At 38.0% G+C, this 24,629-nt stretch carries 24 protein-coding genes and 1 pseudogene; 9 read left to right on the forward strand and 16 right to left on the reverse strand.

Annotated features, from left to right (window positions below; translation table 11 throughout):
* Nucleotides 1-97: 97 nt before the first annotated feature.
* Complete coding sequence (locus BTN98_RS11920) at nt 98-379, reverse strand: hypothetical protein (protein WP_060996799.1); 282 nt, start codon at nt 377-379, stop codon at nt 98-100.
* A gap of 229 nt (nt 380-608) precedes the next feature.
* Between BTN98_RS11920 and BTN98_RS11925 the strand changes: the two genes are divergently transcribed.
* The gene (locus BTN98_RS11925) at nt 609-833 is read left to right on the forward strand and encodes a GntR family transcriptional regulator (RefSeq protein WP_082732095.1); all 225 of its coding nucleotides are present in this window, start codon (nt 609-611) and stop codon (nt 831-833) included.
* A gap of 143 nt (nt 834-976) precedes the next feature.
* On the opposite strand, the gene BTN98_RS11930 is transcribed toward BTN98_RS11925, so the two are convergent.
* From BTN98_RS11930 to BTN98_RS11945, 4 genes are all read right to left on the reverse strand, one after another.
* Nucleotides 977-2,848, reverse strand: a complete 1,872-nt coding sequence (locus tag BTN98_RS11930) for an acyltransferase family protein (RefSeq protein WP_065190123.1) — start codon at nt 2,846-2,848, stop codon at nt 977-979.
* Nucleotides 2,849-3,360: 512 nt separating this feature from the next.
* Complete coding sequence (locus BTN98_RS11935; protein WP_060996801.1) at nt 3,361-4,377, reverse strand: LacI family DNA-binding transcriptional regulator; 1,017 nt, start codon at nt 4,375-4,377, stop codon at nt 3,361-3,363.
* A 158-nt stretch (nt 4,378-4,535) separates the two neighbouring features.
* The gene (locus tag BTN98_RS11940; protein ID WP_060996802.1) at nt 4,536-5,549 is read right to left on the reverse strand and encodes a nuclear transport factor 2 family protein; all 1,014 of its coding nucleotides are present in this window, start codon (nt 5,547-5,549) and stop codon (nt 4,536-4,538) included.
* Between the two features lie 92 nt (nt 5,550-5,641).
* A complete protein-coding gene (locus BTN98_RS11945; RefSeq protein ID WP_060996803.1) occupies nt 5,642-6,931 on the reverse strand; it encodes an MFS transporter in 1,290 nt (429 codons plus the stop codon).
* A 346-nt stretch (nt 6,932-7,277) separates the two neighbouring features.
* Between BTN98_RS11945 and BTN98_RS11950 the strand changes: the two are divergent.
* Nucleotides 7,278-8,819: pseudogene (locus tag BTN98_RS11950) on the forward strand (sodium:solute symporter family transporter).
* 224 nt (nt 8,820-9,043) lie between these two features.
* Here BTN98_RS11950 and BTN98_RS11955 read toward each other — a convergent pair.
* The 9 genes from BTN98_RS11955 to BTN98_RS11995 are packed head-to-tail and all read right to left on the reverse strand — an operon-like array spanning nt 9,044 to nt 15,936.
* On the reverse strand, nt 9,044-9,487 hold the full coding sequence (locus BTN98_RS11955) for a F0F1 ATP synthase subunit epsilon (RefSeq protein WP_060996805.1): 444 nt from the start codon (nt 9,485-9,487) through the stop codon (nt 9,044-9,046).
* 16 nt (nt 9,488-9,503) lie between these two features.
* The gene (gene atpD, locus BTN98_RS11960) at nt 9,504-10,889 is read right to left on the reverse strand and encodes a F0F1 ATP synthase subunit beta (RefSeq protein ID WP_060996806.1); all 1,386 of its coding nucleotides are present in this window, start codon (nt 10,887-10,889) and stop codon (nt 9,504-9,506) included.
* 21 nt (nt 10,890-10,910) lie between these two features.
* Nucleotides 10,911-11,783, reverse strand: a complete 873-nt coding sequence (gene atpG / locus BTN98_RS11965) for a F0F1 ATP synthase subunit gamma (protein WP_060996807.1) — start codon at nt 11,781-11,783, stop codon at nt 10,911-10,913.
* A gap of 57 nt (nt 11,784-11,840) precedes the next feature.
* Complete coding sequence (gene atpA / locus BTN98_RS11970) at nt 11,841-13,382, reverse strand: F0F1 ATP synthase subunit alpha (RefSeq protein WP_060996808.1); 1,542 nt, start codon at nt 13,380-13,382, stop codon at nt 11,841-11,843.
* A 12-nt stretch (nt 13,383-13,394) separates the two neighbouring features.
* Nucleotides 13,395-13,943, reverse strand: a complete 549-nt coding sequence (locus BTN98_RS11975; RefSeq protein ID WP_060996809.1) for a F0F1 ATP synthase subunit delta — start codon at nt 13,941-13,943, stop codon at nt 13,395-13,397.
* A 14-nt stretch (nt 13,944-13,957) separates the two neighbouring features.
* Entirely contained in the window at nt 13,958-14,428 is a 471-nt protein-coding gene (gene atpF, locus BTN98_RS11980) for a F0F1 ATP synthase subunit B (RefSeq protein ID WP_060996810.1), read from the reverse strand.
* 52 nt (nt 14,429-14,480) lie between these two features.
* A complete protein-coding gene (atpE, locus tag BTN98_RS11985) occupies nt 14,481-14,717 on the reverse strand; it encodes a F0F1 ATP synthase subunit C (protein WP_036791577.1) in 237 nt (78 codons plus the stop codon).
* A gap of 51 nt (nt 14,718-14,768) precedes the next feature.
* The gene (gene atpB / locus BTN98_RS11990) at nt 14,769-15,536 is read right to left on the reverse strand and encodes a F0F1 ATP synthase subunit A (protein ID WP_060996811.1); all 768 of its coding nucleotides are present in this window, start codon (nt 15,534-15,536) and stop codon (nt 14,769-14,771) included.
* A 1-nt stretch (nt 15,537) separates the two neighbouring features.
* On the reverse strand, nt 15,538-15,936 hold the full coding sequence (locus BTN98_RS11995; protein WP_060996812.1) for an ATP synthase subunit I: 399 nt from the start codon (nt 15,934-15,936) through the stop codon (nt 15,538-15,540).
* 1,710 nt (nt 15,937-17,646) lie between these two features.
* On the opposite strand from BTN98_RS11995, the gene BTN98_RS12000 reads away from it, so the two are divergent.
* On the forward strand, nt 17,647-17,859 hold the full coding sequence (locus tag BTN98_RS12000; protein ID WP_060996813.1) for a VF530 family protein: 213 nt from the start codon (nt 17,647-17,649) through the stop codon (nt 17,857-17,859).
* Between the two features lie 75 nt (nt 17,860-17,934).
* Here BTN98_RS12000 and BTN98_RS12005 read toward each other — a convergent pair whose 3' ends face one another.
* Both BTN98_RS12005 and BTN98_RS12010 read right to left on the reverse strand, forming a co-directional pair.
* Nucleotides 17,935-19,179, reverse strand: a complete 1,245-nt coding sequence (locus BTN98_RS12005) for an NAD(P)/FAD-dependent oxidoreductase (RefSeq protein ID WP_060996814.1) — start codon at nt 19,177-19,179, stop codon at nt 17,935-17,937.
* Nucleotides 19,180-19,195: 16 nt separating this feature from the next.
* Complete coding sequence (locus tag BTN98_RS12010) at nt 19,196-20,263, reverse strand: methyltransferase (protein WP_060996815.1); 1,068 nt, start codon at nt 20,261-20,263, stop codon at nt 19,196-19,198.
* Nucleotides 20,264-20,518: 255 nt separating this feature from the next.
* On the opposite strand from BTN98_RS12010, the gene BTN98_RS12015 reads away from it, so the two are divergent.
* From BTN98_RS12015 to BTN98_RS12040, 6 genes are read left to right on the forward strand one after another with little or no spacing between them, the layout of a single operon-like run.
* Nucleotides 20,519-21,256, forward strand: coding sequence for a beta-ketoacyl synthase chain length factor (locus BTN98_RS12015; protein WP_060996816.1), 738 nt, complete (start codon nt 20,519-20,521; stop codon nt 21,254-21,256).
* Nucleotides 21,253-22,035, forward strand: coding sequence for a lysophospholipid acyltransferase family protein (locus tag BTN98_RS12020; protein WP_060996817.1), 783 nt, complete (start codon nt 21,253-21,255; stop codon nt 22,033-22,035). Before BTN98_RS12015 ends, BTN98_RS12020 begins: the two co-directional genes overlap by 4 nt.
* 43 nt (nt 22,036-22,078) lie before the next feature.
* Complete coding sequence (locus BTN98_RS12025) at nt 22,079-22,336, forward strand: phosphopantetheine-binding protein (RefSeq protein ID WP_060996818.1); 258 nt, start codon at nt 22,079-22,081, stop codon at nt 22,334-22,336.
* 5 nt (nt 22,337-22,341) lie between these two features.
* Nucleotides 22,342-22,596: an acyl carrier protein gene (locus BTN98_RS12030; RefSeq protein ID WP_060996819.1), complete on the forward strand. Its 255-nt coding sequence runs from the start codon at nt 22,342-22,344 to the stop codon at nt 22,594-22,596.
* 8 nt (nt 22,597-22,604) lie between these two features.
* Complete coding sequence (locus BTN98_RS12035; RefSeq protein ID WP_060996941.1) at nt 22,605-23,168, forward strand: COG4648 family protein; 564 nt, start codon at nt 22,605-22,607, stop codon at nt 23,166-23,168.
* A gap of 39 nt (nt 23,169-23,207) precedes the next feature.
* Entirely contained in the window at nt 23,208-24,611 is a 1,404-nt protein-coding gene (locus BTN98_RS12040; RefSeq protein ID WP_060996820.1) for an AMP-binding protein, read from the forward strand.
* Nucleotides 24,612-24,629 lie beyond the last annotated feature (18 nt).

The following is a 24,629-nucleotide window of genomic DNA, read 5'->3' on the forward strand; positions in this document are numbered from 1 at the left end:
AATATGAGCCGTATTATTAATATTGGTGATGTTACGATCAATCGCAGCGGTATTAGTCGAAATTGTATTTCTATTGCTATTAATATCGGCACGATTACTAGTAATAGCCCCTTTCCTTGGCATTATTAGTCACAATACCTGTGCTGTTGGTTGCGATAGCAACAGATTCATCTTGGCCCGTACTACTAGAGCCTATGATCAAGTTACCCCTCCCGGAAAATGTTGAATCTTTACCGACCACAATATTATCACTTTCAATATGATCATTAACAGCAGGGTCTTGAACGCCAGCATTTGGAGTGTTAATAATATTTGTGCTTGCAGCAAAAGCAGATGTACTTAATAAGGTTGAGCATAAAACAAACGGTAGAATTTTCATTCTCTAATTATTGTATGCGACCATAATCTAGAGAGAAGTAAAAAAAGCCATTTAATAAAAAATAATATTCACAAAACAAATACCATCTAAACTCTATTTATATTGATGGTAATAAATAGTGATTAAAGCAATTAACTAAAATAGTAATGACATAATAATGACATACCATTGCTATGCTATCTGTACTGATAAATTTACCAGCAACTTACAAAAATGAGCAATGCCTATAATGAGCGAACAACTATCACCTTCACCCTCTCTTATTTGTGAAACGATACTCCAACAAATTGAACGCGGTCTCTTTTCTACACAATCAAAACGACTTCCATCCGAACGTGAGTTAAGCGAAATTTTTAATGCTAGTCGGCTAACCGTAAAGCACGCACTATTAGAACTAGAAGCTCAGGGAATCATTTATAGAAAAGAACGTCGAGGTTGGTTTTTAGCCTCTTAATAAGATTTATGTCCATTTTGATAGGTTAATAAAATAATTACGATCATAAGCACTATCTCGCCAGTAGTTAAACCAATTTTCAAACTACACTATGTAATATATATTAAAAAGCTGAGAATAAAGCTCTCAGCTTTTCCATTTTATTAAAATAATAAAAATTTGTTTTCTAATAATTTTTTCGCTATATATTTCGTTCCGTCACGAGTCGTATGGCGTCTATCGTAGTAAAAAGAATGACCATTATCATCAATAACATTACACTTTTGACTATCACACATTAGATTAGTCATATTAATAAATGTGTAGTTATAATTTATCAATTTAGCTTTAGATTCAAAGATCTTATTCTGTATGGCACGATCTTCTTTACTATTTTGAGCAATATTGTTTGCCGCATAATTAACAATATCGATATTATTACGATAAGCATCATAAGCTAATGTCGAAATCTGACGGTTAAATGACTTACCACCAACGACATAAATTTTTGCGCGCGGATTTTTACTGCGAATATTTTCAATTGATTGTAAGATCCATTGCATATTGTCATCACGCCAATACATGGCAAGAACAATAATATTAGCTTGTTCAACAACATTACCATCATCAACATGTCTTATGAAGCTTTGACACTTATTCTGCCACATTTGATTATCTTTAATCGTTGGTGAATCAGAAAAAGCCTTTTGTTGTTGATTTGGCGTTAAATAGAAAAATCCGCAATCAGCTTCTACAACCCGTGAAATAATCTCAGACTTTTCTGCAAAGCCAGCATCGTACATAGCATTTACAAAATCACCAGCCTGAGAATCACCAATAATAAGCATTTTATTGCCTTCATCATGACTAAATTGTTCTTTTTTGTTTAAACTTCTGAGCCTACTCCAAGTATATGCTCCATTGTTATCTTTAGCCTTATTTGTAACAATTGCTTCAAATTTATTTTTTGGTATATTATAAAACAAGCTAATATTCGAAATAACAATATAAGAAATTCCAGCAATAATAATATAAGGTAATAATATTGCTTTAAGACTTAGTCGATTTTTTTCGATAAAAGTATAACTCATGTAGCCTAATAAGATTGATAATGGGATCCCAATAACAGTCCAATACTCAATATTAAAATAATGTCCGATAACAACGACAGGCCAATGCCATAAGTAAATAGAATAAGACCATAAACCAATATTTGTCATTATCTTATTATTTGTAATCAAACTATCTTGCTTATTTGCCGATATAATCAAAGCACTACCTAGCACCGGAATTAATGCTAAATATCCAGGCCACATATCGGATTTTGACATAAAAACATAAGAACAAATTATTAAAACAAAACCCAATATATTCGTGTATTTTTTTACTGGTTCATTTAATTTTACTGGATAAAGAAAAACTAAACCGCCTGCCATCATTTCCCATGCTCGCGTAGGGAATAAATAATATGCAGGCGAAGGCCAATAATATGATGCATACGCACTCAACCCTAAGCCTAAGATGGTGGTTACAAATAAAAGTTTTTTAATTAGATTTAGAGAGAGTATTTTACTTAAAATAACTAAAACAATTGGATATATAATATAAAATTGCCACTCAACAGACAGTGACCAAGTATGTAATAACCATTTCGTTTGAGATGATGTATCAAAATAACCTGATTCTTTCCAATATGTAATATTAGATAAAAAACTAATACTACTTAGAATATGACGACCTAAATCTTCAAATTTTAATGGTACAAGAAAAAACCAACAAAATAAAAATGTCACGCTACTTAAAACTAATAATGCAGGTATTATTCTTATTGCACGTGCTTTATAAAAAGAAAGAATTGAAAAATTATTATTTCCTATCCCTCTAAATATAATACTTGTCATCAGAAAACCTGATATAACAAAAAAAACATCAACCCCAGCAAATCCTCCGGGTATTAATGTACTTTTGAAGTGAAATATTACCACAGCAATAACAGCTATGGCTCTTAATCCATTTATATCTTGTCTAAAGTTCATATATAATCTTTTAGCAAAAAAATGCTATTATATATTTATTAAAAGCTTTATCCATCAAATGCAACATCATTAACACAAATATGACATTAAAATTCAACATAACAGCCTATCAAAACATTCCTTTTTTGGAATGAATCAAATATTATTATAACAACTCCATATTAACTTTATACTAAAAGAAATATTTATCCTTAATACAACAATATATATCTGTAATAATTTTTATATTTTTATATGTGTCGTCATTACTAAAAAATAATTCACCTCATTTTATTTTACAACTAGAATATAGTCATATTTAAATAAGGCTAACTATATTATTAACCATTCATTGGGCCCACCATTTTTACACATACCTGTTCTAGATTATAAATCAGGCCATGATCCTTCGTGAATATATACGCTGTCTTTTTTAATGCCATCAGAAACATATACGCCAACCAGATATGGAGATGATCGGCCCCTTAACTACATAGAAGCCGATATATTTTGATCATAAACAAAATAATTATTTATACACAATGTTTTTTGGTCGTTTTGCGCTCTACAAGTGACGCTGGAATCATTAATTTAATAAAACTATTATTATCTTGTTGCACTTGATCAACAATAATTTTAACCGCTTCTTGGGCTAGTCTTTTAAAATCTTGCTTGAATGTTGTTAACTGATAACTTAGCCATTCTGTTTGTGGAATATTGTCAAATCCAATAACTTGTAAATCTTCAGGAATCTTCAAATTACATTCAAACCTTGCTATATCCATAACAGCCATTGCTAAATTATCCGTTGCACAAAAAATAGCTTCTGGTCGATTTTTTTTATTTAAAAAACAGCGAATATCATTTATTGAATTAAGATAATCATAGTTTGCTTCGATAATCATCGGGAGCTGACCAGTTAAATATTCAAACTCACTACAGAACCCTTTTTTTCGTTCATCGTTAGTTAACGTCGGTATTTCACCAGTTAAATAAGCCGCCGAATTAACACCTGACTGATAAAAATGTTGAGCCGCTACCTGACCTGCGCTGAAATTATCACTAATAACATAACTACTTTTAGTATCTTCAACAACACGTGCATATTGAACAATAGGAATATTAAACTTCTCACATTCTTGATATAAAGATTTATTCAATGTTGCAGAAGCGGCAATAACACCATCGACACGATATTGAAAAATATTAGGGATCGAATGCTGATTATTGTCATCAACCATCCAAGGGATCAACACTGTAGAATAACCTAACTGTTGTAGTTCACTAGAAATCAACTGTAAGGTTTTCATATGAATAGGATAATCAGCATCAGGAAAAACAAGACCAATTAATTTAGATTCATTGGTGGTTAAACTTCGAGCAAAAGCATTAGGCCGATAATTTAACGTTTTTGCTGCTTCATAAACTTTATTCTTCGTTTTTTCAGAAACAGCACTACCTGCAATAAAAACACGAGAAACAGTGGATTGAGATACCCCCGCAAGTTTAGCGACATCTTTTGATGTGATAGTTTGTTTTACTGAATTCATTTTACTCTTATAGAAATATTAACGAATAATTGATATTCATAATAATAATTTATCTTTTAAAATAAACCTCATTATAAATCCAGAGTGGCATGTTTTAACTCAAAAACATAAAAAAACCCGAGCTATTGAACTCGGGTTCTTATTGAATTACAACAAAATTATAATGTTGGGTTCATAATTTGTTGTGTACGTTCAAAAACATCAAGACCTTGCTGCTTTAACCAGTATGGTAAGTCAATTAATACCCAGTTCTCTGATAGCTTATCACCATCACGGTAATAAACATCGACAACTTGCATGTCTGCACGGATCTCACCACCAGGTAAACCAAGGAACCCACCAATTGGTGTATTTGATAGGTTTGGCCAGCCAAAGAAGCAAGAGAAATTACCTTCAGCAAAACGACAAACATGACCATTAAATTGCTTGTCTTTTAGATTATTACGGAATGGCAACTGATGCTGTTGCTGGTAACGAGGGATAGTATAAGATGCACCGATACCACATGGGCCGTACCAAATCATATCCTTAGACCAGCTCATCTCTAGTACTTCTGGAGGGCAACCCATCGCACCACTTGCATTAAGAGCCGATAAATCATCAACCATTTTGTTCACTAGAGCCAGTGTCGCTATACCTTCTTCTTCAGGCGCATCATCAAATAATAAACCATCGTGGTTACGAGGACCTGGGTATACGAAATGCTTACCAGTTGATGGTGGTAGTGGATAACAACCAGCTTGATCCATCATGCCTAGCAAATCAACAAATAAACCTGTTTTCGTGATCTTTCCGTTTTCAACACAGTTAAATTCTGCATAACGAACGTTCATGATCTTACCCGTAGGACGTAGACCTAAGAACTCTGCATCAAATAGGCCCATAAAGTGACCCATGCTCATCACCCACTGCTCACCGCTGATTTCATTAGTACCACCGATGAAGATATCTTGACGACGTTGCATACGTGTCATTGACTTCATAAGAGGCGCCCAAAAAACGTCTGCAGTTGCTTCTGCACCTTGCTGCTCACGGAAAGGATAAACACCGCGCCATAGGTAATCTTCAGAAGTGAATGACTTTAATACTTCAGCCACTGTTTCTGGCGTTGCATTTTCCATTGCAGCAAAGTATTCACGAACAATACGTTTAGTTTCTTGATATTTTGACATGATAATTTCCATATTTAATCCGATCTGAAGCACTGGTCAGTATCGTTTATAATTTATAAAATAATTCTATTTAATTAATGAGCAGTAATAACTTATGCTGTTACTGCTTTTGGTGTTTTTTCTTTATAGAAAATGCCACCTTTTAATGTTTCAGGCAGTGTGAACCACAACAAACCTGCGATGATCCAAACAATAGGTGATCCCCACATTGCTGTTTCTAAATTCGTACGTTCCTGAATAAAAATAAGTACCATTGGTGCCCACATGCCGATAATTCGCCCACCGTGGAATAATGCTGCACCATAGCTACGTAAATGCGATGGGAATAACTCTGAGAAATAGCCCCCCCATACTGCTGATGACGATAAACCAAAGTTATAAATAAGACCTAAAATCGCTAACATATTTAGGCTACCAATCATTATATTACTTGGCGCAACAAAGAAAACTGATGCCATAATACCGGCTAGAATAAGACCAAATGCATTAACTTTACGTCCATATTTATCGGCAACAGCTCCCCAAATCCACGCGCCAAATAAAGAACCAAAAGCCGAGATAGAGAAAATAACGCCAATTGTTGCTCCGTCGAAATGACGCACTTCTTTTAAATAGGTAGTAACAAAACCACTAAAGAATTGGAAACCATAAAAGTTAAGACCTGCTAATAATAAACATGAGATAGTCACAACACGGTATGGCTTACTGAGCATTTCCCCCCAAGAGCCTTTTTTCACTGGTTCATTGCTTGATGGTGATTGTTCTTCTTCACCATAAGCAATCACTTTTTTATCGCTCGGTAATACAAAAATCATTAATACTGCAGCAACAAGTGGTGGAATACCGCCGATCCACATTAAACTTTGCCATGGTGCATCAACACTTGAAATAAAGGCAGCGTAAGCACCCATTACCATTAATGCCACTGAGAACATTGAAGAAGCAAATGCCGTTAACTTACCTCGAACGGTTGGCGTAAATAAGCCAATCATCAAACTAACGGCAACGGTAAAGTAACCACCAAGAGACATACCAATAATGAAACGCATTAGCGCCCACATTGCGTAATCGGTAAACAACATATTGATAATTGTTGCACCGCCATTAAGCGCGGTGATCACTATCAACGTTGATTTTTTACCAAAATTACTCGCAACCCAAGCACAACTTAACGCACCGATTAACGCACCAATTGATTGCCAAGTGTAAAATTGTGCTGTGTCAGAAAGGGTAATACCATCATAGGCTTCAACAATATATGGGCGTACGTAGTCAATAACAACAAAGTTATAACAATAGAAAAAATAACCAACTAGAATTGCAAAATAGGCAGCTACCCTTTGAATCATCGGAACTTCGCTCATATGTCTTTTGGCATTCATTACCGATAAACCTCTAATTTATATAAAATTTATATTTTATTAAAACACATTGAAATTAATTAATTAAATTTTAAAGTGCCTTAACTTCAAGGTGGATAATAATATTTTCTATGGTTAAAGATCCGTGATCAAAGTCGAGATTGAAATGAATACGTACCCAATAATGCCATTTTAGCGAGCAAGGTCACAGATATTACATATAAATAACAACGTGATCTTTTAGACGCATATAACGTAACATTCGTGATTAAAATCACAATTAAAATGATAAAAATCAAGATTAAAATCATTTACAGGTAATATCACAACAAAGATTAAATATATTAGAAATGTAGGAAAGCCAATAATGGTTACGTACTCAAGTTTCGCAGTCATTGCTACATATATATTATTAACATTATTAGTCAGTTATTTAGTAAATAAACATTATTGCGTGGGGGGGGATTTTTCGACTGGCGGGAAACAATTTGGGTGGTTTTCTGCTGGTATTTCTATTCTTGCTACATATATTAGTGCAATGACATTTGTTGGTATGCCTGGCTGGGTATATAGTTCAGGGATGGAAGCGATGAGTATGCATTTAAACTATCCTATCGTGATATTTTTTGCAGTTCTCTTTTTTGTGCCCGTTTTCTACAAACTAAGGCTCACCTCTATCTATGAATATCTAGAATTTCGATTTGGGGTTTATGCTAGAACGATTAATTCTTTGGTTTTTATCTTAGTACAGTGTCTTTCTGCTGGTGTTGTTCTTTATGCGATTTCTCTAATTGTAATCCAAGTCGTTCCAATATCTATTTCAGAAGCCATTATTTACATAAGCTTATTTACTGCGTTTTATACTTATGCTGGCGGTATATCAACTGTTATTTGGACAGACCTATTACAATCAGCCATATTAGTGATAGGTAGCCTTGCAATTATGTTCTGTCTTTTAATGGAAATTAATACAGGCATCTCATTAACTAAAGAACAACTGAATATTATTAATCTTGATTTTGATTTAGGCGTCGATACTACACTATGGACAGGTGTAATTGCGATCAGTTTTTTACACCTTAGTGTCTATGGTGCAAATCAATTAATTATTCAACGAACCTTAGCAACTAAATGTGTAAAAACAGCACAAAAATCAATGCTTTTATGTGGCTATGGCGCTTTCTTTATTTATTTGTTTTTTTCAATATTCGGTATATTACTTAATATTTTTTATCAAAATAAAACCTTTATAAATAGTAACGAAATTATTCTCGATTTTGTATTTAATCACACCAATCCAATAATTATTGGTTTGATTATTTCTGCCTTAGCCGCAGCAGCAATGTCAACGCTTGATTCTACTTATAATTCAATAGCAACAGTGGCAACATTTGATATTTATAAGCGTTTTTTTCATAAAGATAAACAAGACATACATTATGACAATATCGCTCGAAAAATGAGTCTTGGAGCTGCAACTCTCGTTATAATTCCTGCATTAATGTCTATTTCAAATGAGTCAGTACTTAAAACAATTGCAAGTCTAACTTCGATTTTTGTAGGGATTCGTTTAGGGTCATTTATTTTAGGTCTTTTTTTTCAAAAATGCTAATGAAAAAGGCGTCATCATTGGCAGTATATTTAGCATAATAGCTATTTTTATTATTCGATACTTAGATATTGCATGGCCGTGGTTTGCCCCTGTTGGAACATTTACATTTATATTCTTCGGTATTTTAACCAGTTATATCTGGGGAGAAAATACAGCCCAACAACAACAATTTATTCAACAACAACGTTATTATTTGAAAAACCAACAACTAGCCACTACGGATTGTTATTATTTGCGCTATTAACGATTTTGACTTGTGCCATTCTCCCTAACTGGATATTTAAATTCTATTATTAATAAAAAAAGCCCCTACACTCGGTACAGTGCAGGGGCTTTAGATAGTGACGGTAAACTTACGTTCACCAATAATAAATAACATCCTGTATCTTTATTATTTTGTCCCTTGGTATTAGGCTGGAGACCTATAGAGACAGCAAGCAGTAAGCATAAGACAATAACCGCACCTTAATCGCTATGGTGATTTAGCCACAAGGTGCTGTTAGCGTATTATTCCAACTGATTTAACGGCGCATTTGTTTCTGGGTTAATTCAACTGCACGTAATTGTGCCATTGCTTTCGCCAGATCCATTTCCGCCATGGCGAAGTTAACATCATCAGCATGCTTGTTGATGTTTTCTTCGGCGGCGCGGCGAGCTTCATCAGCGCGGGCTTGATCGATGTCCTTCCCATGCATTGCCGTATCGGCAAGTACAGTTACTACGTTGGGCTGAACTTCAACTATTCCGCCTGAGATATAAAGGATTTCTTCGGGATCCTTTAAATCTGTGACGAAGCTTGCTACACCAGGTTTTAGTCGGCTCAATAAAGGAGAGTGACCAGGGCGAATACCCAACTCACCATCGGAGCCTGAAACTGCCAGCGCGTGAGCTGGACCAGAGAACAAGGGTCCCTCAGCACTTACGATATTGAGTTGGAACGTGTTCTCGGTAACGCCAATAGCCATAATGCCTCCTCAAGCCTTATAAGGTTTTCGCTTTTTCGAGTACATTTTCAATGCTACCACAGTACAAAAATGCTTGTTCTGGAATATCATCATACTCACCGCTTAATAGGCCTTTAAAGCCAGCGATAGTCTCTTTAAGAGAAACGAAAATACCTTTTTGACCAGTAAATACTTCTGCTACGTGGTAAGGCTGAGTTAGGAAACGTTCAATCTTACGTGCACGAGATACCGTTAATTTATCTTCTTCAGATAATTCATCCATACCTAAAATAGCAATAATATCTTTCAGTTCTTTATAACGCTGAAGTACCGTTTGTACACCACGGGCAACATCATAGTGCTCTTGACCAACAACCAATGGATCAAGCTGACGTGAAGTTGAATCCAATGGGTCAATCGCAGGGTATAGACCCAATGCGGCGATATTACGTGACAGTACAACGGTTGCATCTAAGTGAGCAAAGGTTGTTGCTGGTGATGGGTCAGTCAAGTCATCGGCAGGTACATATACCGCTTGAATAGACGTAATAGAACCCGTTTTAGTTGAGGTAATACGCTCTTGTAGTACACCCATCTCTTCAGCCAATGTTGGCTGATAACCTACCGCTGATGGCATACGGCCAAGCAGTGCAGATACTTCGGTACCTGCAAGTGTGTAACGGTAGATGTTATCGATGAAAAGCAGTACGTCACGACCTTCATCACGGAAACTTTCCGCGATAGTTAGACCTGTTAGTGCCACACGTAGACGGTTACCCGGTGGCTCGTTCATCTGACCGTAAACCATGGCAACTTTATCAAGTACCCCAGCTTCTTTCATTTCGTAGTAGAAATCATTACCTTCACGGGTACGCTCACCCACACCGGTAAATACCGATAAACCTGAGTGTGCTTTGGCGATGTTGTTGATAAGCTCCATCATGTTAACGGTCTTACCTACACCCGCACCACCAAACAGACCAACTTTACCACCTTTGGCAAATGGGCAAATAAGATCGATAACCTTAACGCCAGTCTCTAACAACTCAGAGCTATTAGATTGATCTTCATATGATGGTGCTGCGCGGTGAATCGCATATTTTTTCTTTTCACCAATGTCGCCACACTCATCGATTGGGGTACCCAATACGTTCATGATACGGCCAAGAGTTTCTTCACCTACAGGCACAGAAATTGGCGCATTAGTATTAACCACTTCCAAACCACGACGAAGACCGTCTGATGAACCCATTGCGATACAACGTACGACACCGCTACCAATTTGTTGCTGTACTTCTAATACAAGTGCTGCATGCTCACTGTCACTTAAGGTAAGCGCATCATATACTCGAGGCACGCTATCTTGATCAAACTCAACGTCAACGACAGCGCCGATGACTTTGACAATCTTACCAGTACTCATTTGATGTCCTTAAAATTCTGTTTAAACGGCTTGTGCCCCAGCTACGATTTCACTTAGCTCTTGGGTGATTGCTGCTTGACGAGCTTTGTTATATACCAGCTGAAGATCATTAATCAGCTCACCCGCATTATCTGTTGCCGCTTTCATTGCAACCATTCGTGCTGCTTGTTCACAAGCGATACTCTCAACGGTGCCTTGATAGACTTGTGATTCGATATAACGAAGCATCAATTCATTTAGGATCGGTTTAGGATCAGGCTCATAGATATAATCCCAACGACTTTTTTCATTCACATCATCTGACGCGTCTTGTTCAAGCTCTGGGTTAGGCAACAACTGAGTTACCTTTGGCTTTTGCACCATTGTGTTTACAAACTCGTTGTAAACTAAGAACAAACGGTCAATTTTTCCTTGGTCGAAAAACTCCAACATGGCATTAACCGGGCCTAAAATATCTTCGAGTTTTGGTGAGTCACCAATACCTGATGTTTGTGCAATCACGTTGCCGAAGCGATGAAAAAACGAAATTGCTTTTGAGCCGATCAAGGTGGTATCTACATCAACCCCTTGATCTCGCCATTGGCGCATATCTGCCATGGCTTTCTTGAACAAGTTAATGTTCAAACCACCACACAATCCTCGGTCTGAGGAAATAATGATGTAAGCTACTCGTTTAACTTCTCGCTCTTCAAGATAGGGATGCTTATATTCCAACGAACCGGAAGTTAAGTGCCCGATCACCTTACGCATATTTTCAGCGTAAGGGCGGGTTGCTTCCATGTTATGTTGAACTTTACGCATCTTACTTGCGGCAACCATTTGCATTGCACTAGTGATCTTTTGCGTATTTTGTACGCTAGCGATTTTAGTGCGGATCTCTTTTGCATTTGCCATGGTTAGCTCCTATCTACATTCATACTGCGTCGTTCGGACGGAAAGTATTCGCGTTACTTAGTACGACTGCGTATCAACGAATGTTTTTAGAAGCTGATGCAGACTTGCTTCAATATCATCGTTGTAATTACCTGATTCATTGATTGAGGCAAGCAACTCTGCGTGCTGACTTTTTGCAAATGCCATCAATGCTTCTTCAAATGCACCAATTTGTGATAACTCAACACTGTTCAAGTAGCCTTTTTCAGCAGAGAAAATAGCAAGTGCTTGCTCCGCCACTGACATCGGTGCGTACTGCTTCTGTTTCATCAGCTCTGTTACTTTTTCACCGTGGTCAAGCTGCTTACGGGTTGCATCATCTAGATCCGATGAGAACTGCGCAAATGCGGCTAATTCACGGTATTGCGCGAGTGCGGTACGAATACCACCTGACAGCTTCTTAATGATTTTAGTTTGAGCGGCACCACCAACACGAGATACCGAAATACCAGGGTCAACGGCTGGACGTAAACCTGCGTTAAACAAGTTAGTTTGCAAGAAGATCTGACCATCAGTAATCGAAATTACGTTTGTTGGTACGAATGCTGATACGTCACCTGCTTGGGTTTCGATAATTGGTAGTGCGGTTAATGAACCGGTTTTACCTGTTACTTCACCGTTAGTGAAACGCTCAACATAGTTAGCATTTACACGTGATGCACGCTCTAATAGACGAGAGTGAAGGTAGAACACATCACCAGGGAAGGCTTCACGACCCGGTGGACGCTTAAGCAATAGTGAAATTTGACGATAAGCGACCGCTTGTTTCGATAAATCATCGTATACGATTAGCGCATCTTCACCACGATCACGGAAATACTCACCCATAGTACAACCCGCATAAGGGGCTAGGTATTGTAGTGCAGCCGCTTCTGATGCCGATGCAACTACGACGATAGTATTTTGTAGAGCGCCATTTTCTTCTAGCTTACGTACTACGTTAGCAATAGTTGACGCTTTTTGACCAATCGCAACATATACCGAGTAGATGCCAGAATCTTTCTGGTTAATGATGGCATCAATCGCCATCGCTGTTTTACCTGTTTGACGGTCACCAATGATAAGCTCACGCTGACCACGACCGATTGGTACCATCGCATCAACCGCTTTGTAGCCCGTTTGGATAGGCTGATCAACCGACTTACGGTCAATAACACCAGGGGCAATGATTTCTACCGGTGCGAAACCGTCATTGTCTATAGCGCCTTTACCGTCAATTGGTTGGCCTAGGGTATTAACTACACGCCCTAATAAACCTTTACCTACAGGTACTTCAAGAATACGGCCAGTACCTGTTACTTTCATGCCTTCCGCAAGGTCAGCATACGGACCCATCACTACCGCACCCACAGAGTGGCGCTCTAAGTTAAGCGCTAATGCATAGCGGTTACCAGGTAGTTCAATCATCTCACCTTGCATAACATCAGCAAGACCATTGATATTTATAATACCGTCACTTACAGAGACGATAGTCCCTTCGTTACGTGCTTGACTTGTCACATTGAAGGTGGCGATTCGTTGTCTAATTAAATCGCTAATTTCATTCGAGTTTAGTTGCATATCTATTACCTATTACACCTGAAGGCTCGTTGCGAGTCGGTTGATAGAGCTTTTAAGCGTACCGTCAATCACCAGTTCTCCAGCTTTGATCAGCATACCGCCTACTAGCGTTTCATCGATGTGGCAATCAAGCTCAACACTGCGATTTAATTTCTTTTGCAGCGCCTGTACTAAATTGGCTTGTTGTTGAATGCTTAATGGCTCAGTCGTAGTGACATGCGCAGTAACCATGCGCTCATAATCATCTTTAAGCTCATGAAACAGTTCGACAACCTGAACGATCACATTTAGACGTCCATTTTCAGCCATTACTTTGATCAGGTTCTGGCCATGTTCATCCAGTAGACCTTCACAAACGCCCAAGAACATGTCAGTAAACGCTTCTGAGTCACTAGCACCTAACTGTTCGCTGTCTTCAATCTGCTGAGCAATGATTGGTTGACTAGCAACCGTTGCTGCGATGGTCAACATTTGCTCCCATTGTTCTAATGCCTGATTAGCAACTGCATAATCAAATGCAGCTTTGGCATAGGGCTGAGCAATGGTTAGTGGATCTGACATAATGTGCTCTCCAGTTACATTTCCGTGATAAGTTTATTAACAAGATCGCGGTTAGCATCAGTATCCAAATTGCGATTAATCAGTTTCTGAGCCGTTTCAATGACCATATCGGACATTTCAGCACGTAGTTCCTGACGAATGCGATTACGTTCGCTTTCTAACTCTGCTTGACCTTGCGCTACAAGACGGGCTTTTTCTTTCTCGCCTTCAGCGTGGGCATCTTCGATAATCTGTGCTCGGCGCTTATTACCTTGCTCAACTAACTCACTCGCACTTTTCTTCGCATCTTCTAAAACTTTTGCGCCATTCGCTTTTGCGATGTCGAGTTCTTTAGCTGCGTTTTCTGTATGAATAAGCCCATCTGCAATTTCACGTTGGCGTTGCTCAATTAACGCAGTTAGCGGCGGCCAGACATACTTCATACATAGCCAAACAAAAATCACAAAAGAAATTGCTTGACCAAGCATGGTTGCATTTAAATTCATACCATCCTCACTATTTAAATAACGTTATGATTTATAACGGTAGTTCTGGCTATTAAGCCACAGCAAAGATGATGTAAAGACCAATACCAACACCAATCATAGGAACCGCATCGACAAGACCCATCATGATAAAGAACTGTGTACGTAGCATCGGCATAAGGTCCGGCTGACGTGCAACACCTTCAAGGTATTTACCTGCTAAGTTACCAATACCAGCAGCCGCACCCGCCGCACCTAAACCAATCAGTAGTGCACCAGCAACATAAAGAACTGCACTTACAATATCCATGAATGACTCCAAAATTATTAAATAGTTAAAACTCAAATCGAACTTAATTTATTAATGTTCTTCTGTGGCCATTGCCAAATAAACAACCGTTAATACCATGAAGATAAACGCTTGTAAGAACACAATAAGAATGTGGAATAGTGCCCATGGAACACTAAGCGCCCACTGCATCCACCACGGCATTAATGCAATAAGGATAAAAATCATCTCACCTGCATACATGTTGCCGAACAATCGAAGACCGAGAGAAATTGGTTTTGATATTAGTGTTACTAACTCCAAAACTAAATTCACTGGGTAAAGCCATGGACTTTCAAAAGGTTGTGTCGTTAGTTCTTTAATAAAACCACGCAATCCTTTTGTTTTTAGTGTGTAAATTATGATTAACATAAACACACCAATCGCCATCGACATAGGCACATTGACATCCGCAGAAGGTAATTCACGGAAATGCTCAAAACCAAGTAAGCGAGCAAATGCTGGAATAAAATCAACTGGCAATAAGTCAATTGTGTTCATAAGAAAAACCCAAACAAAAATAGTTAATGCCAATGGCCCAATTAACTTGTCTTTTGTTTGAAAAATTTCCTTAACAAGGTTATTTACAAATTCATAGGTTATTTCAATAAAACATTGCAACTTACCCGGAACCCCACAGGTTCCTCGTGATGCAACATATCGAAAAACACCGATAAACAGTAAACCTAACAACCAAACCATGAGCATGGAGTCAATGTTAATGCTCCAAAAACCCTTACCCACAGTGAAGAATGTTAGATGGTGCTCAATATAATCGTGAGCGGTAGTTACTGATTCCACCTTACGTCATCCTAAATTGAGGTTTGTTAAGTATCGGAGTTAAAAAGCATCCTAAAAATGTAACACTATAAGCCAGCAACATAATTTCGCTATTAACCGGTATAAAACGAACCACTACCAATATCATTACCGCGGTATAAACCCATTTAACTAATGAATTCAGCTTGGCTAAATATTTGATATTAACTTCATCATTCTTCTTTAATTTATATGCTGCGCTCACTAGCCCCAGCAAAGAAGGAATAACAGCAATCGCTACACCTATAATTGCAGATTTCACACCAAACGCATTATTTGTAATACAAATGAATAATGTAAATAAACATCCAAGTATTAACTGTCCGAGTAATATGACTTTTGCTGCAGAAAGAATATCGTTACACCCTGAGCCTGCTTTCATATTTAAATCCTCTACACCGTCTGTACTTTTATTATTACGACTCCTTATCTTAATTGTGTTTATTACAGATAATATAAAATAATTAATTAAAACAGCACTTACACTTCAAAAAATCTTATCGAAGTATAAAACTGAATAATTACTAAAATAATGTCTTATCATCATAAACATTCAATTATGCAGCTCCATTAAATATATAATAGAAACTTATATATTATGAGGTGCTTACTAATAGGCTTATATTTCAATATCTTTCAGCCTATCATCTGCACCACAAAATCTACGTGATCAGTTTTGTGATAGCCATCAAAATAAATGCAAACAATGATTACCATTTTTAGCTCTTGATGTTGATACTCAAGATCGAGATTATCATGTGCGTATTACGCATAAGTAATCATTAACATTTTTTAATCTTTATTTACATTGTATTTTTATCATTCCTGCTTCAGCCTCGTTTAAAAAAGCGTTACTTCATCAGAAATTGCATTATTTACCTTCCACTGACAAAACATTGGCTATTGATATTTTATTTTCCAGTTAACAAAAACAACTCAATTAAACAACATCAACCAAATAAAAAAAGTACCATCATCTTCATCGATAAAGCCAAAAAAACGCCATAATCAAAAATACAGTTATACTTTTTTTGATTACATAAACGCCAAAACGGTAGGTGTTATTACCTGTCCAATCTATGGAAATTTTCAACAACGGTCAGATGTTCATCTCGCTGAATATGGTTACCAAGCCTGTTCTGGCACCAAAAAGTTGACTATTGGTCAATTTATTGAGTGCGCTAACACCATTCATGGCAAAAAATATACTTACCAAGAATTGGTATATAACGGTACATTACAGAAAGGGAGTACCCACTGTCAGATTCACGGTATTTTTAACCAAACACCAAACGCACACCTAGCATGAAAAGGGGGTCCAACGTGGGCTTCACTGCACTTATTATCACAAAGTAACTACATTAAGAAAACAACTCAAGTTCATAACAACCTTTATAAATATGATCATTTCATCTATACAGGAGTACTTCACAAAAGGGTTATAACATGCGCTATTCATGGCGATTTTAGTCAACGAGCTGATGCACATTTACGTGGTTCAGGATGCTCTAAATGTATAAAAAACAGCCAAAGAAGACCACTAAACAGTTCATCGCCAGTGCAAAATAAATTCATGGTAGCGCTATAATTATTCATTACTTGAATATATAAACATAAGAACAAAAGGCATTATTATTTGCAGGGTTCATGGTGAGTTCTTGCAATTACCAACCAATAATTTAGCTGGAAATTAGTATCAAAAATATGCTCTGTTACGAAGAAAAAAATCCAATAATATTAATAAACAGCCACCGATTAAGTTATTACAGTCATATTAATAATAAACGGCCAACAATAATTAAGTTGTTACTTCATCATCATTATAATATTCAACTCATTTGAACATCATAATAAGCAACACTTATTCTATATAAAGCAACGCCTTTATTCTCAGTCGGTGCCATTTAGTTTGTCATATATTCAACGTTAAAATTATTAAATACCTTTACGGCTGTTAATATTGTTAGCTTATATTTGAATGTCAAATTTTGCTTGCCACTACTAAAACAACATAGAGGATCACCGTATTGTCAGTTACACTAGGCACTAATAACGACGTACCTTTAAATAAGTCACTAAGACGGCATATAACATGACACAGAAAAATAACCCGCTACACGGCATTACGTTAGAGAAAGTATTGATTGAACTTGTTGAGCATTATGGCTGGAATGAATTAGGGGCACGGATTAACATTCGTTGCTTTAATGATGATCCAAGCATCAAATCAAGCCTCAAATTTTTACGTAAGACCGAATGGGCACGTACAAAAGTTGAAAGCTTATACCTTGATATGGTCCGCTAACTATCACGAATAAAAAAGCCGCGATATTCATCACTCATTGAATGTTGAATATCACGGCTAGTTAGATGTCATTACTTAATCTGCACAAAGGGCTGCAACAACCGCTAATCGACGTTGCGATTGAGTCACAAACGGATTGTTAGTATCCCATGCATAACCTGCAAGAATAGCGCAAATCATTTGTTTAATTTTACGATCAGGATTGGAATGAAAAATCACACGCTGTAGCTCACCTGAATACCATCCTTCTACATAGGTACGAAACGTATCAACACCTAACATAAGAGGTTGTGCATAATCGCATTGCCAATCAACCTTCTCACCGGCGAATGAACGCGTTAATGCTTTGGCTGCTAATTGCGCTGATTTCATTGCAATAGTGACACCTGAAGAAAATACCGGATCTAAAAACTCGCCAGCATTCCCCAATAAAGCGTAATTAGAGGTTGCCAATTGAGTGACATTAGCAGAATAACCTTCAATGATTGCAGCTGTTATTGGGTATTCAGCCGCAGCTAAAAGTGTTGCTAGCCCCGGTTCTTCATTAACTAACTGTTTTAATACTGCGATTGAATCATCACCATAACTGGCCAGCCACTGTGGTGGAGCAACCACCCCCAGTGAGCAGGTACCGTTACTGAACGGGATCAACCAATACCATACATCAGCAGAGTGTGGATGGACGGATATTAAAATCTTATTACGATCATAATCAACCGAACAATCTTCGCCATCAATATGATCGATAACATGACAAAATATAGCTTGGCGTGGTGGCAAGTGTGATGGCTTCTCTAACGCCAGTAACCGTGGTAATACTCGCCCAAAACCACTGGCATCTAATACAAAGTCAGCTTCTAATGTATATGATTTTTTATCAGCTCTAGCGACAGTAAGCACTGACTTATATTCTAAGCATTCAATCGCTTCAACGGTGTGTTCGTAACGAATCTCAACGCCTTGAGTAACCGCCTCATCAGCTAATACTTTATCAAACTGTCCTCGCTGAACTTGGTAAGTTGTTGCAGGTCCGACTGTGAATTTATCGTTAAAGTCAAAAGTGGTATACCTATCTTGATGACGAAACGCTGCCCCATCTTTAAACTGAAATCCCGCAGCCGTAACAGCATCAAGCATCTTTGCTTGCTCTATCACCTCCATACATGCAGGTAATAAACTTTCACCAATTGAAAAACGTGGAAAGGTGCTTTTTTCTAGCACAATAACGTCAATCTGTTGTTGATGTAATAATGCTGCAGCAACAGCTCCAGAAGGGCCTGCACCGATAATCACGACTTGCGTACGCTGTTGTTGAGTCACAATCACTATCCTTATTTTATCCTGCTTGTAGCGTTAGTAACGTATGGCCTAAGCCAATATCGTCTTCGCGTTCTGTCACAATAAAACCAGCTTCTGCTACCAACTCTAGAAAATCTTCACTACGATAAAAGCGACTATTTCCATTCGCTAAACAAGTAAAGTATAGCGAGGTCGCATTTAAACAATAAGAGGCAGCTTCATAACGCTGAGCATCCCAAAATAATTCTAAAATATACACTTTGGCATCAAGGCGCATTGCTTGCCTTACACGACGTAAAATACTTAAAATTTCCATCGGTGAAAAACAATCTAAAAACTGGCTCATCCACCACACATCAGCCCCTTGAGGTAAAGCTTGATTGCGATCAAGCATATCAACGGCATAACCCTTAATACGTTCAGAAAATCCGGCCTGCTGTGCATGTTCAAGGGCTACAGCTATCTGTTGAGGTAAATCAATAATCGTCACTTCGACATCTTTATTATGCTGACAGCATTGTAATGCCCACTTGCCGGTATTACCGCCGATATCAAAAATTCGCAATGGTGGCTGAGTAAAAACTTTATTTAATAACAACGGAAATGAACGATCAGAATAAAAATGATCAAATGCAAACCAACTTTGTTTCGCTTGAGACGGTAATTGTGATAACCCCTGGTATATGGTTGACCAATCACCGAGTTCTTTAAGCCCAGCCGGTTTACCCTGTTGAATAGATTCCGTTAAATGCATCATTGCGGCGTAACAAACATCTGCCGTAAAGTCCATATTGGCATTGGTCATACCATCATGTAATAAAAAATAGCCAAGGTTAGCTAAACAATATCTGTCCTGCTGCCAAGTGACAATATGAGCACCTAACGCCATGTCTAATAAGACTTTAACACCATATTCTGAGACCTCGGTCGCGACGGAAATTTGCTCAGCACTAAGTCCTTTTTTACCCGCATCATCCAATACTTGTAATATTTTTAAATCACGTAATGTTCGAGCAGTATGAAAAACAATTGGCGAAAAAGCTAATTTTTGAGCTTCTGTTTTCGCCGCTAATGCATTGAATGGATCGTTAGTAAAACCTGTCACACTGAGCCTATAATCAAAGTGGAAATAAATGATATCGCTATTTTAATGGGCTGATTTCAAGATGTACTGTTTAAAAACAAACAATATTAATAATTGCGACAATAGCAACAATCTAAAAAATACCTCATCAAAATAAAAAGATTTAATTAATGCTGATAAATTAAACAGTTATCAAATTGATTTAATGATAAACTTTATTTTTATTTGTCTTATTGCTAACAATGCCCTAATTATGTCGCTGTTTGTGTGGAGTATATGAATACCATTCATTTCAATATTGACCATTGGATTGCCCTAGCCCCAGGTTTAGCAACCCAACAAGATTGGCAGAGTTGGGCTAACACCCCATCACTAATAGATCCTCAACCACCAGCAGCAGATAAAATTCCCCCGATGATGCGCCGCCGTATGAGTCCACTGAGTAAATTGGCACTGCAAGCCGCTTTGATGGTCACTGAATCAAATAGTATCGATTATATTGTTTTTGCCAGTCGTCATGGCGAATTACACCGTACCGTCGATTTAATTAACAATATTATTAATGGTGATGACGCTTCACCGATTGCTTTTTCACAATCAGTCCATAATACCGCAGCAGGTTTATACACTATTGCCACTAAGCAACCCATCGCAGTAACATCATTAGCTGGCGGCGAGAACAACCTTCATATGGCACTGATTGAAGTCGCCTGTTATCTCAATCAATACCCACAGCATCGTGTATTAGTGGTCGATTTTGATCAACCATTACCGACACCATACCAACAGTTTGAACATCATCACTATCCAAGCTTTGCACTCGCGATGGTGGTATCAAAAGGCCATAACTACCAGTTAAATTGGCAACAAACAACCACATTAACCACTCAACGCCACCATACTGTGAGTTGTTATCCACAAACACTGACGATAATTAAGCATCTTGCTAATCAGAATACTCAATGGTCTATTGAGGCTCAAAATCAACACTGGCTGTGGCAACATCAATCATGACAGCAGTTTCTATCACTCAGTGGCTTAATAAATGTTGGCGGCTTATTGCAACCGGTGGCTGTTTTGCTCTGTTTGGCTGTGGTGCATTAGTGCTTACTTTTATTGTATTCCCGATAATATCAGGACTCAGTAAAAATGCTCAGCAACGAGAAATGAAAGTACAAACCATTATTCAGCGCACGTTTGATTTTTTTTGTCGTACGATGCGATTTTTAAAAGTGATTGATTATCGGTTTGATAATTTAGCCGCACTGCAAGCTGATAAGCAATGCGTCATTGTTGCCAATCATCCCAGCTTAATTGACTATGTACTCATTGCATCGCAGTTGCCTCAATGCGATTGCCTTGTTAAAGCTGCTATTTGGCATAATCCTTTTATTAAGGGCATTGTTAAGGCCGCGGGTTATATTCCTAACCGCGATCCTGAGTCACTATTAGATATCTGTAATCAACGTTTGCAACAAGGTAATGTATTACTGATATTTCCAGAAGGTACTCGAACAACTACCACTGCAGCGGCAAAATTACGGCGTGGAGCGGCACAAATCGCGATACGTAGTCAGGTTAATATACGAGTGATTCATATAACGGTATCGCCGAGCTTTTTAACTAAAGAGCAAAAGTGGTATCAAATACCCGACCAAAAACCCTTTTTTTTAATTGAAGTAAAAAATAAAATCAGTGTCACACCGTATTTAGCCGAGCATCACTCTCCAACTACAGCAGCTCGACAACTTAATAAACATTTAGCCAGTGCTATTTTTCCAACCGATAGTTAAGCTACATTTATACTGTCGTTAACCTTAACCAGAAGTAGGTAATATGGAACAACTACATACAGAATTAAAAACATTAATTATCGATGTGTTAAATTTGGAAGATATTACCGTTGAGGATATCGATACCCATGCCCCTCTGTTTAACGATGGCCTCGGGTTAGATTCTATTGATGCCCTCGAACTTGGACTAGCAATCAAGAAAACATACAATATTGTTATTGATGCAGATGACACTAACACGCGTCAACATTTTGCATCTGTGGCCAATCTTGCTGATTATATCTTCCAGAACAAAGCGTAATTATTATGACTCAAATGAATAACGACCAGATTTTTGACCAAGTTAAAGCACTTTTAGTTGAGCTGTTTGAGCTTGATGCTAGCGATATCCATTTAGACTCACATCTTTATCAAGATCTTGATCTTGATAGCATTGATGCCGTTGATCTCGTTGTACGTTTACAAAATTTGACCGGTAAAAAAATTCAAGCAGATGAGTTTAAAACGGTACGTACAGTTAATGATGTTGTTATCGCTGTTGCTGATTTACTTAAGGCTTAATAATGATAATGCGTCTGCTAACAATATTGTCAGCATTAGCGTTAATTGCTTACCCCGTTGCCGTTTATTACGGTATTAGTCGTTGGGGAATAGTAACCGTTGGTGCTTTATTGGCAGTATTTTTTATTGTTCGAATTATCGCAGCGAAGCAGACGCAACTTAAAGAACTAAAATATATTGGCTGGTTAAGCGGTGGCGCAGGCATTACCTTAGTCACATTAGGTGCACTTTTTCGGCAGCATGGGTTGTTGCTCTATTACCCCGTTATTGTCAATGCACTAATGCTAGGGCTATTTAGTAGCAGTTTATGGCAACAACAAAGCTTAATCGAGCGGATTGCACGCTTACAAGAACCCGATTTACCTGCTAGCGGTGTAAGCTACACCCGTAAAGTGACGAAGATATGGTGCGTATTTTTTATTATCAATGGCACTATTGCTTTCATTACTTGTCTGATGTCATTACACATCTGGACATTATATAACGGTTTTATCAGCTATATATTAGCAGGCAGCTTATTTGGCACTGAGTGGGTATTTCGCCAGTGGTATCGCCGTAAAAACACCGATTAAGTAAGCACTAACTTTTATTATAAACCCTCGAGAACGGTCATGGATACAGCTATAACACCTGCTGCATTAATTTCACTATCGACTTTAATGCAACGCCCTACTCATCATCTTAATCCGGTGGCAATTAATGGTTTCAGCCAGCATTCATGGACGCAGTTTCGAGCTGATGTTTTTGGTTTAAGCCAGCAATTAGCACACATAGAACAATCGCGGATTGCGGTTTGTTGTAAAGATAGCTACGTGTTTGCGGTCGCTTTTATGGCGGTTATTCATGCAAATAAGCAACTGATATTACCCAGCAATCATCAACCCGCAGCACTGGCTGAATTAAGTGCGCATTTTGATGTGCTGTTACATGATGCAGAAATGGTTATTGGTGTCTCATTAGCCGCCATCAATATCTCAACCTTACTCAATGAGCCACAGCAACCAGCTGTAGCTGAAGTGTTTTTTTCAGCACTCACGCTAACTGATATTGAATTAACTTTGTTTACCTCTGGTTCAAGTGGCACTCCTAAAGCGATCATTAAAACCCTCGATTTACTGGATAACGAAATCGCTCAACTGGAAACTATTTGGGGTCAACAATTACGCCACAGCCATATTTGCAGTACGGTCTCGCATCAACATATTTATGGCTTATTATTTCGTGTACTGTGGCCGTTATGTAGCGGACGTAGTTTTGATTGCTTTAATCTTGAATATCCTGAACAGGTCACTGCACAAGCTTCAACCAATAACACCTTAATCAGTAGTCCAGCATTATTAAAGCGCCTCAATAATCATGTCACAACTACACCGTACAAGGCGATATTTTCATCTGGCGGCCCTCTGCCCTTTCTTGCGGCACAACAGTGTCGACAATTATGTAAGACACTGCCTTTTGAAGTGTTTGGCAGTACTGAAACTGGGGGAATTGGTTATCGCCAGCAACAGCAGCCCACCACGCCATGGTCACGTTTTAAGGTGGTTAAGATTGCGCTCAATGTTGAGCAATGCTTAAAAATTTGCTCTCCTTTTGTCGATGCCAAACATTGGTATCAGACTTGTGATCACTGTGTACTGGTTGACGATGATCATTTTGAACTCAAAGGCCGCACTGATCGCGTCATTAAAATTGAAGAAAAACGCATATCGCTCACTGAAATTGAACAGCGATTGTGCCAACTTGAATCGATCAACGAAGCAGCAGTCCTACCGTTAGAGTATCAGCAACGAATACACATTGGTGCGGTGATCACTCTAACTGTACAAGGTGTTGAGCAACTAGAGCAGATGGGAAAAGGTAAATTTTGGTTACTGTTACGTCAACAATTACGCCAATGGATAGAGCCTATCGCTATTCCTCGTCATTTTCGCCCAGTGACTGAAATTCCCTTAAATAGCCAAGGCAAACGACTGATTCGTGATCTTGAAAATCTGTTTAACATTCCTAATCAATAAGTAATAACGACCAATGAA

It is taken from the genome of Photobacterium aquimaris (genome assembly GCF_002954455.1).
Taxonomy (GTDB): domain Bacteria; phylum Pseudomonadota; class Gammaproteobacteria; order Enterobacterales; family Vibrionaceae; genus Photobacterium; species Photobacterium aquimaris.

Excerpts from the sequence above, each read along its gene's own strand:
- BTN98_RS11920 (WP_060996799.1), bottom strand. The coding sequence starts at position 379 with ATGAAAATTCTACCGTTTGTTTTATGCTCAACCTTATTAAGTACATCT.
- BTN98_RS11925 (WP_082732095.1), top strand. The coding sequence starts at position 609 with ATGAGCGAACAACTATCACCTTCACCCTCTCTTATTTGTGAAACGATA.
- BTN98_RS11930 (WP_065190123.1), bottom strand. The coding sequence starts at position 2,848 with ATGAACTTTAGACAAGATATAAATGGATTAAGAGCCATAGCTGTTATT.
- BTN98_RS11935 (WP_060996801.1), bottom strand. The coding sequence starts at position 4,377 with ATGAATTCAGTAAAACAAACTATCACATCAAAAGATGTCGCTAAACTT.
- BTN98_RS11940 (WP_060996802.1), bottom strand. The coding sequence starts at position 5,549 with ATGTCAAAATATCAAGAAACTAAACGTATTGTTCGTGAATACTTTGCT.
- BTN98_RS11945 (WP_060996803.1), bottom strand. The coding sequence starts at position 6,931 with ATGAATGCCAAAAGACATATGAGCGAAGTTCCGATGATTCAAAGGGTA.
- BTN98_RS11955 (WP_060996805.1), bottom strand. The coding sequence starts at position 9,487 with ATGGCTATTGGCGTTACCGAGAACACGTTCCAACTCAATATCGTAAGT.
- atpD (WP_060996806.1), bottom strand. The coding sequence starts at position 10,889 with ATGAGTACTGGTAAGATTGTCAAAGTCATCGGCGCTGTCGTTGACGTT.
- atpG (WP_060996807.1), bottom strand. The coding sequence starts at position 11,783 with ATGGCAAATGCAAAAGAGATCCGCACTAAAATCGCTAGCGTACAAAAT.
- atpA (WP_060996808.1), bottom strand. The coding sequence starts at position 13,382 with ATGCAACTAAACTCGAATGAAATTAGCGATTTAATTAGACAACGAATC.
- BTN98_RS11975 (WP_060996809.1), bottom strand. The coding sequence starts at position 13,943 with ATGTCAGATCCACTAACCATTGCTCAGCCCTATGCCAAAGCTGCATTT.
- atpF (WP_060996810.1), bottom strand. The coding sequence starts at position 14,428 with ATGAATTTAAATGCAACCATGCTTGGTCAAGCAATTTCTTTTGTGATT.
- atpE (WP_036791577.1), bottom strand. The coding sequence starts at position 14,717 with ATGGATATTGTAAGTGCAGTTCTTTATGTTGCTGGTGCACTACTGATT.
- BTN98_RS11995 (WP_060996812.1), bottom strand. The coding sequence starts at position 15,936 with ATGAAAGCAGGCTCAGGGTGTAACGATATTCTTTCTGCAGCAAAAGTC.
- BTN98_RS12000 (WP_060996813.1), top strand. The coding sequence starts at position 17,647 with ATGACACAGAAAAATAACCCGCTACACGGCATTACGTTAGAGAAAGTA.
- BTN98_RS12015 (WP_060996816.1), top strand. The coding sequence starts at position 20,519 with ATGAATACCATTCATTTCAATATTGACCATTGGATTGCCCTAGCCCCA.
- BTN98_RS12020 (WP_060996817.1), top strand. The coding sequence starts at position 21,253 with ATGACAGCAGTTTCTATCACTCAGTGGCTTAATAAATGTTGGCGGCTT.
- BTN98_RS12025 (WP_060996818.1), top strand. The coding sequence starts at position 22,079 with ATGGAACAACTACATACAGAATTAAAAACATTAATTATCGATGTGTTA.
- BTN98_RS12030 (WP_060996819.1), top strand. The coding sequence starts at position 22,342 with ATGACTCAAATGAATAACGACCAGATTTTTGACCAAGTTAAAGCACTT.
- BTN98_RS12035 (WP_060996941.1), top strand. The coding sequence starts at position 22,605 with ATGCGTCTGCTAACAATATTGTCAGCATTAGCGTTAATTGCTTACCCC.
- BTN98_RS12040 (WP_060996820.1), top strand. The coding sequence starts at position 23,208 with ATGGATACAGCTATAACACCTGCTGCATTAATTTCACTATCGACTTTA.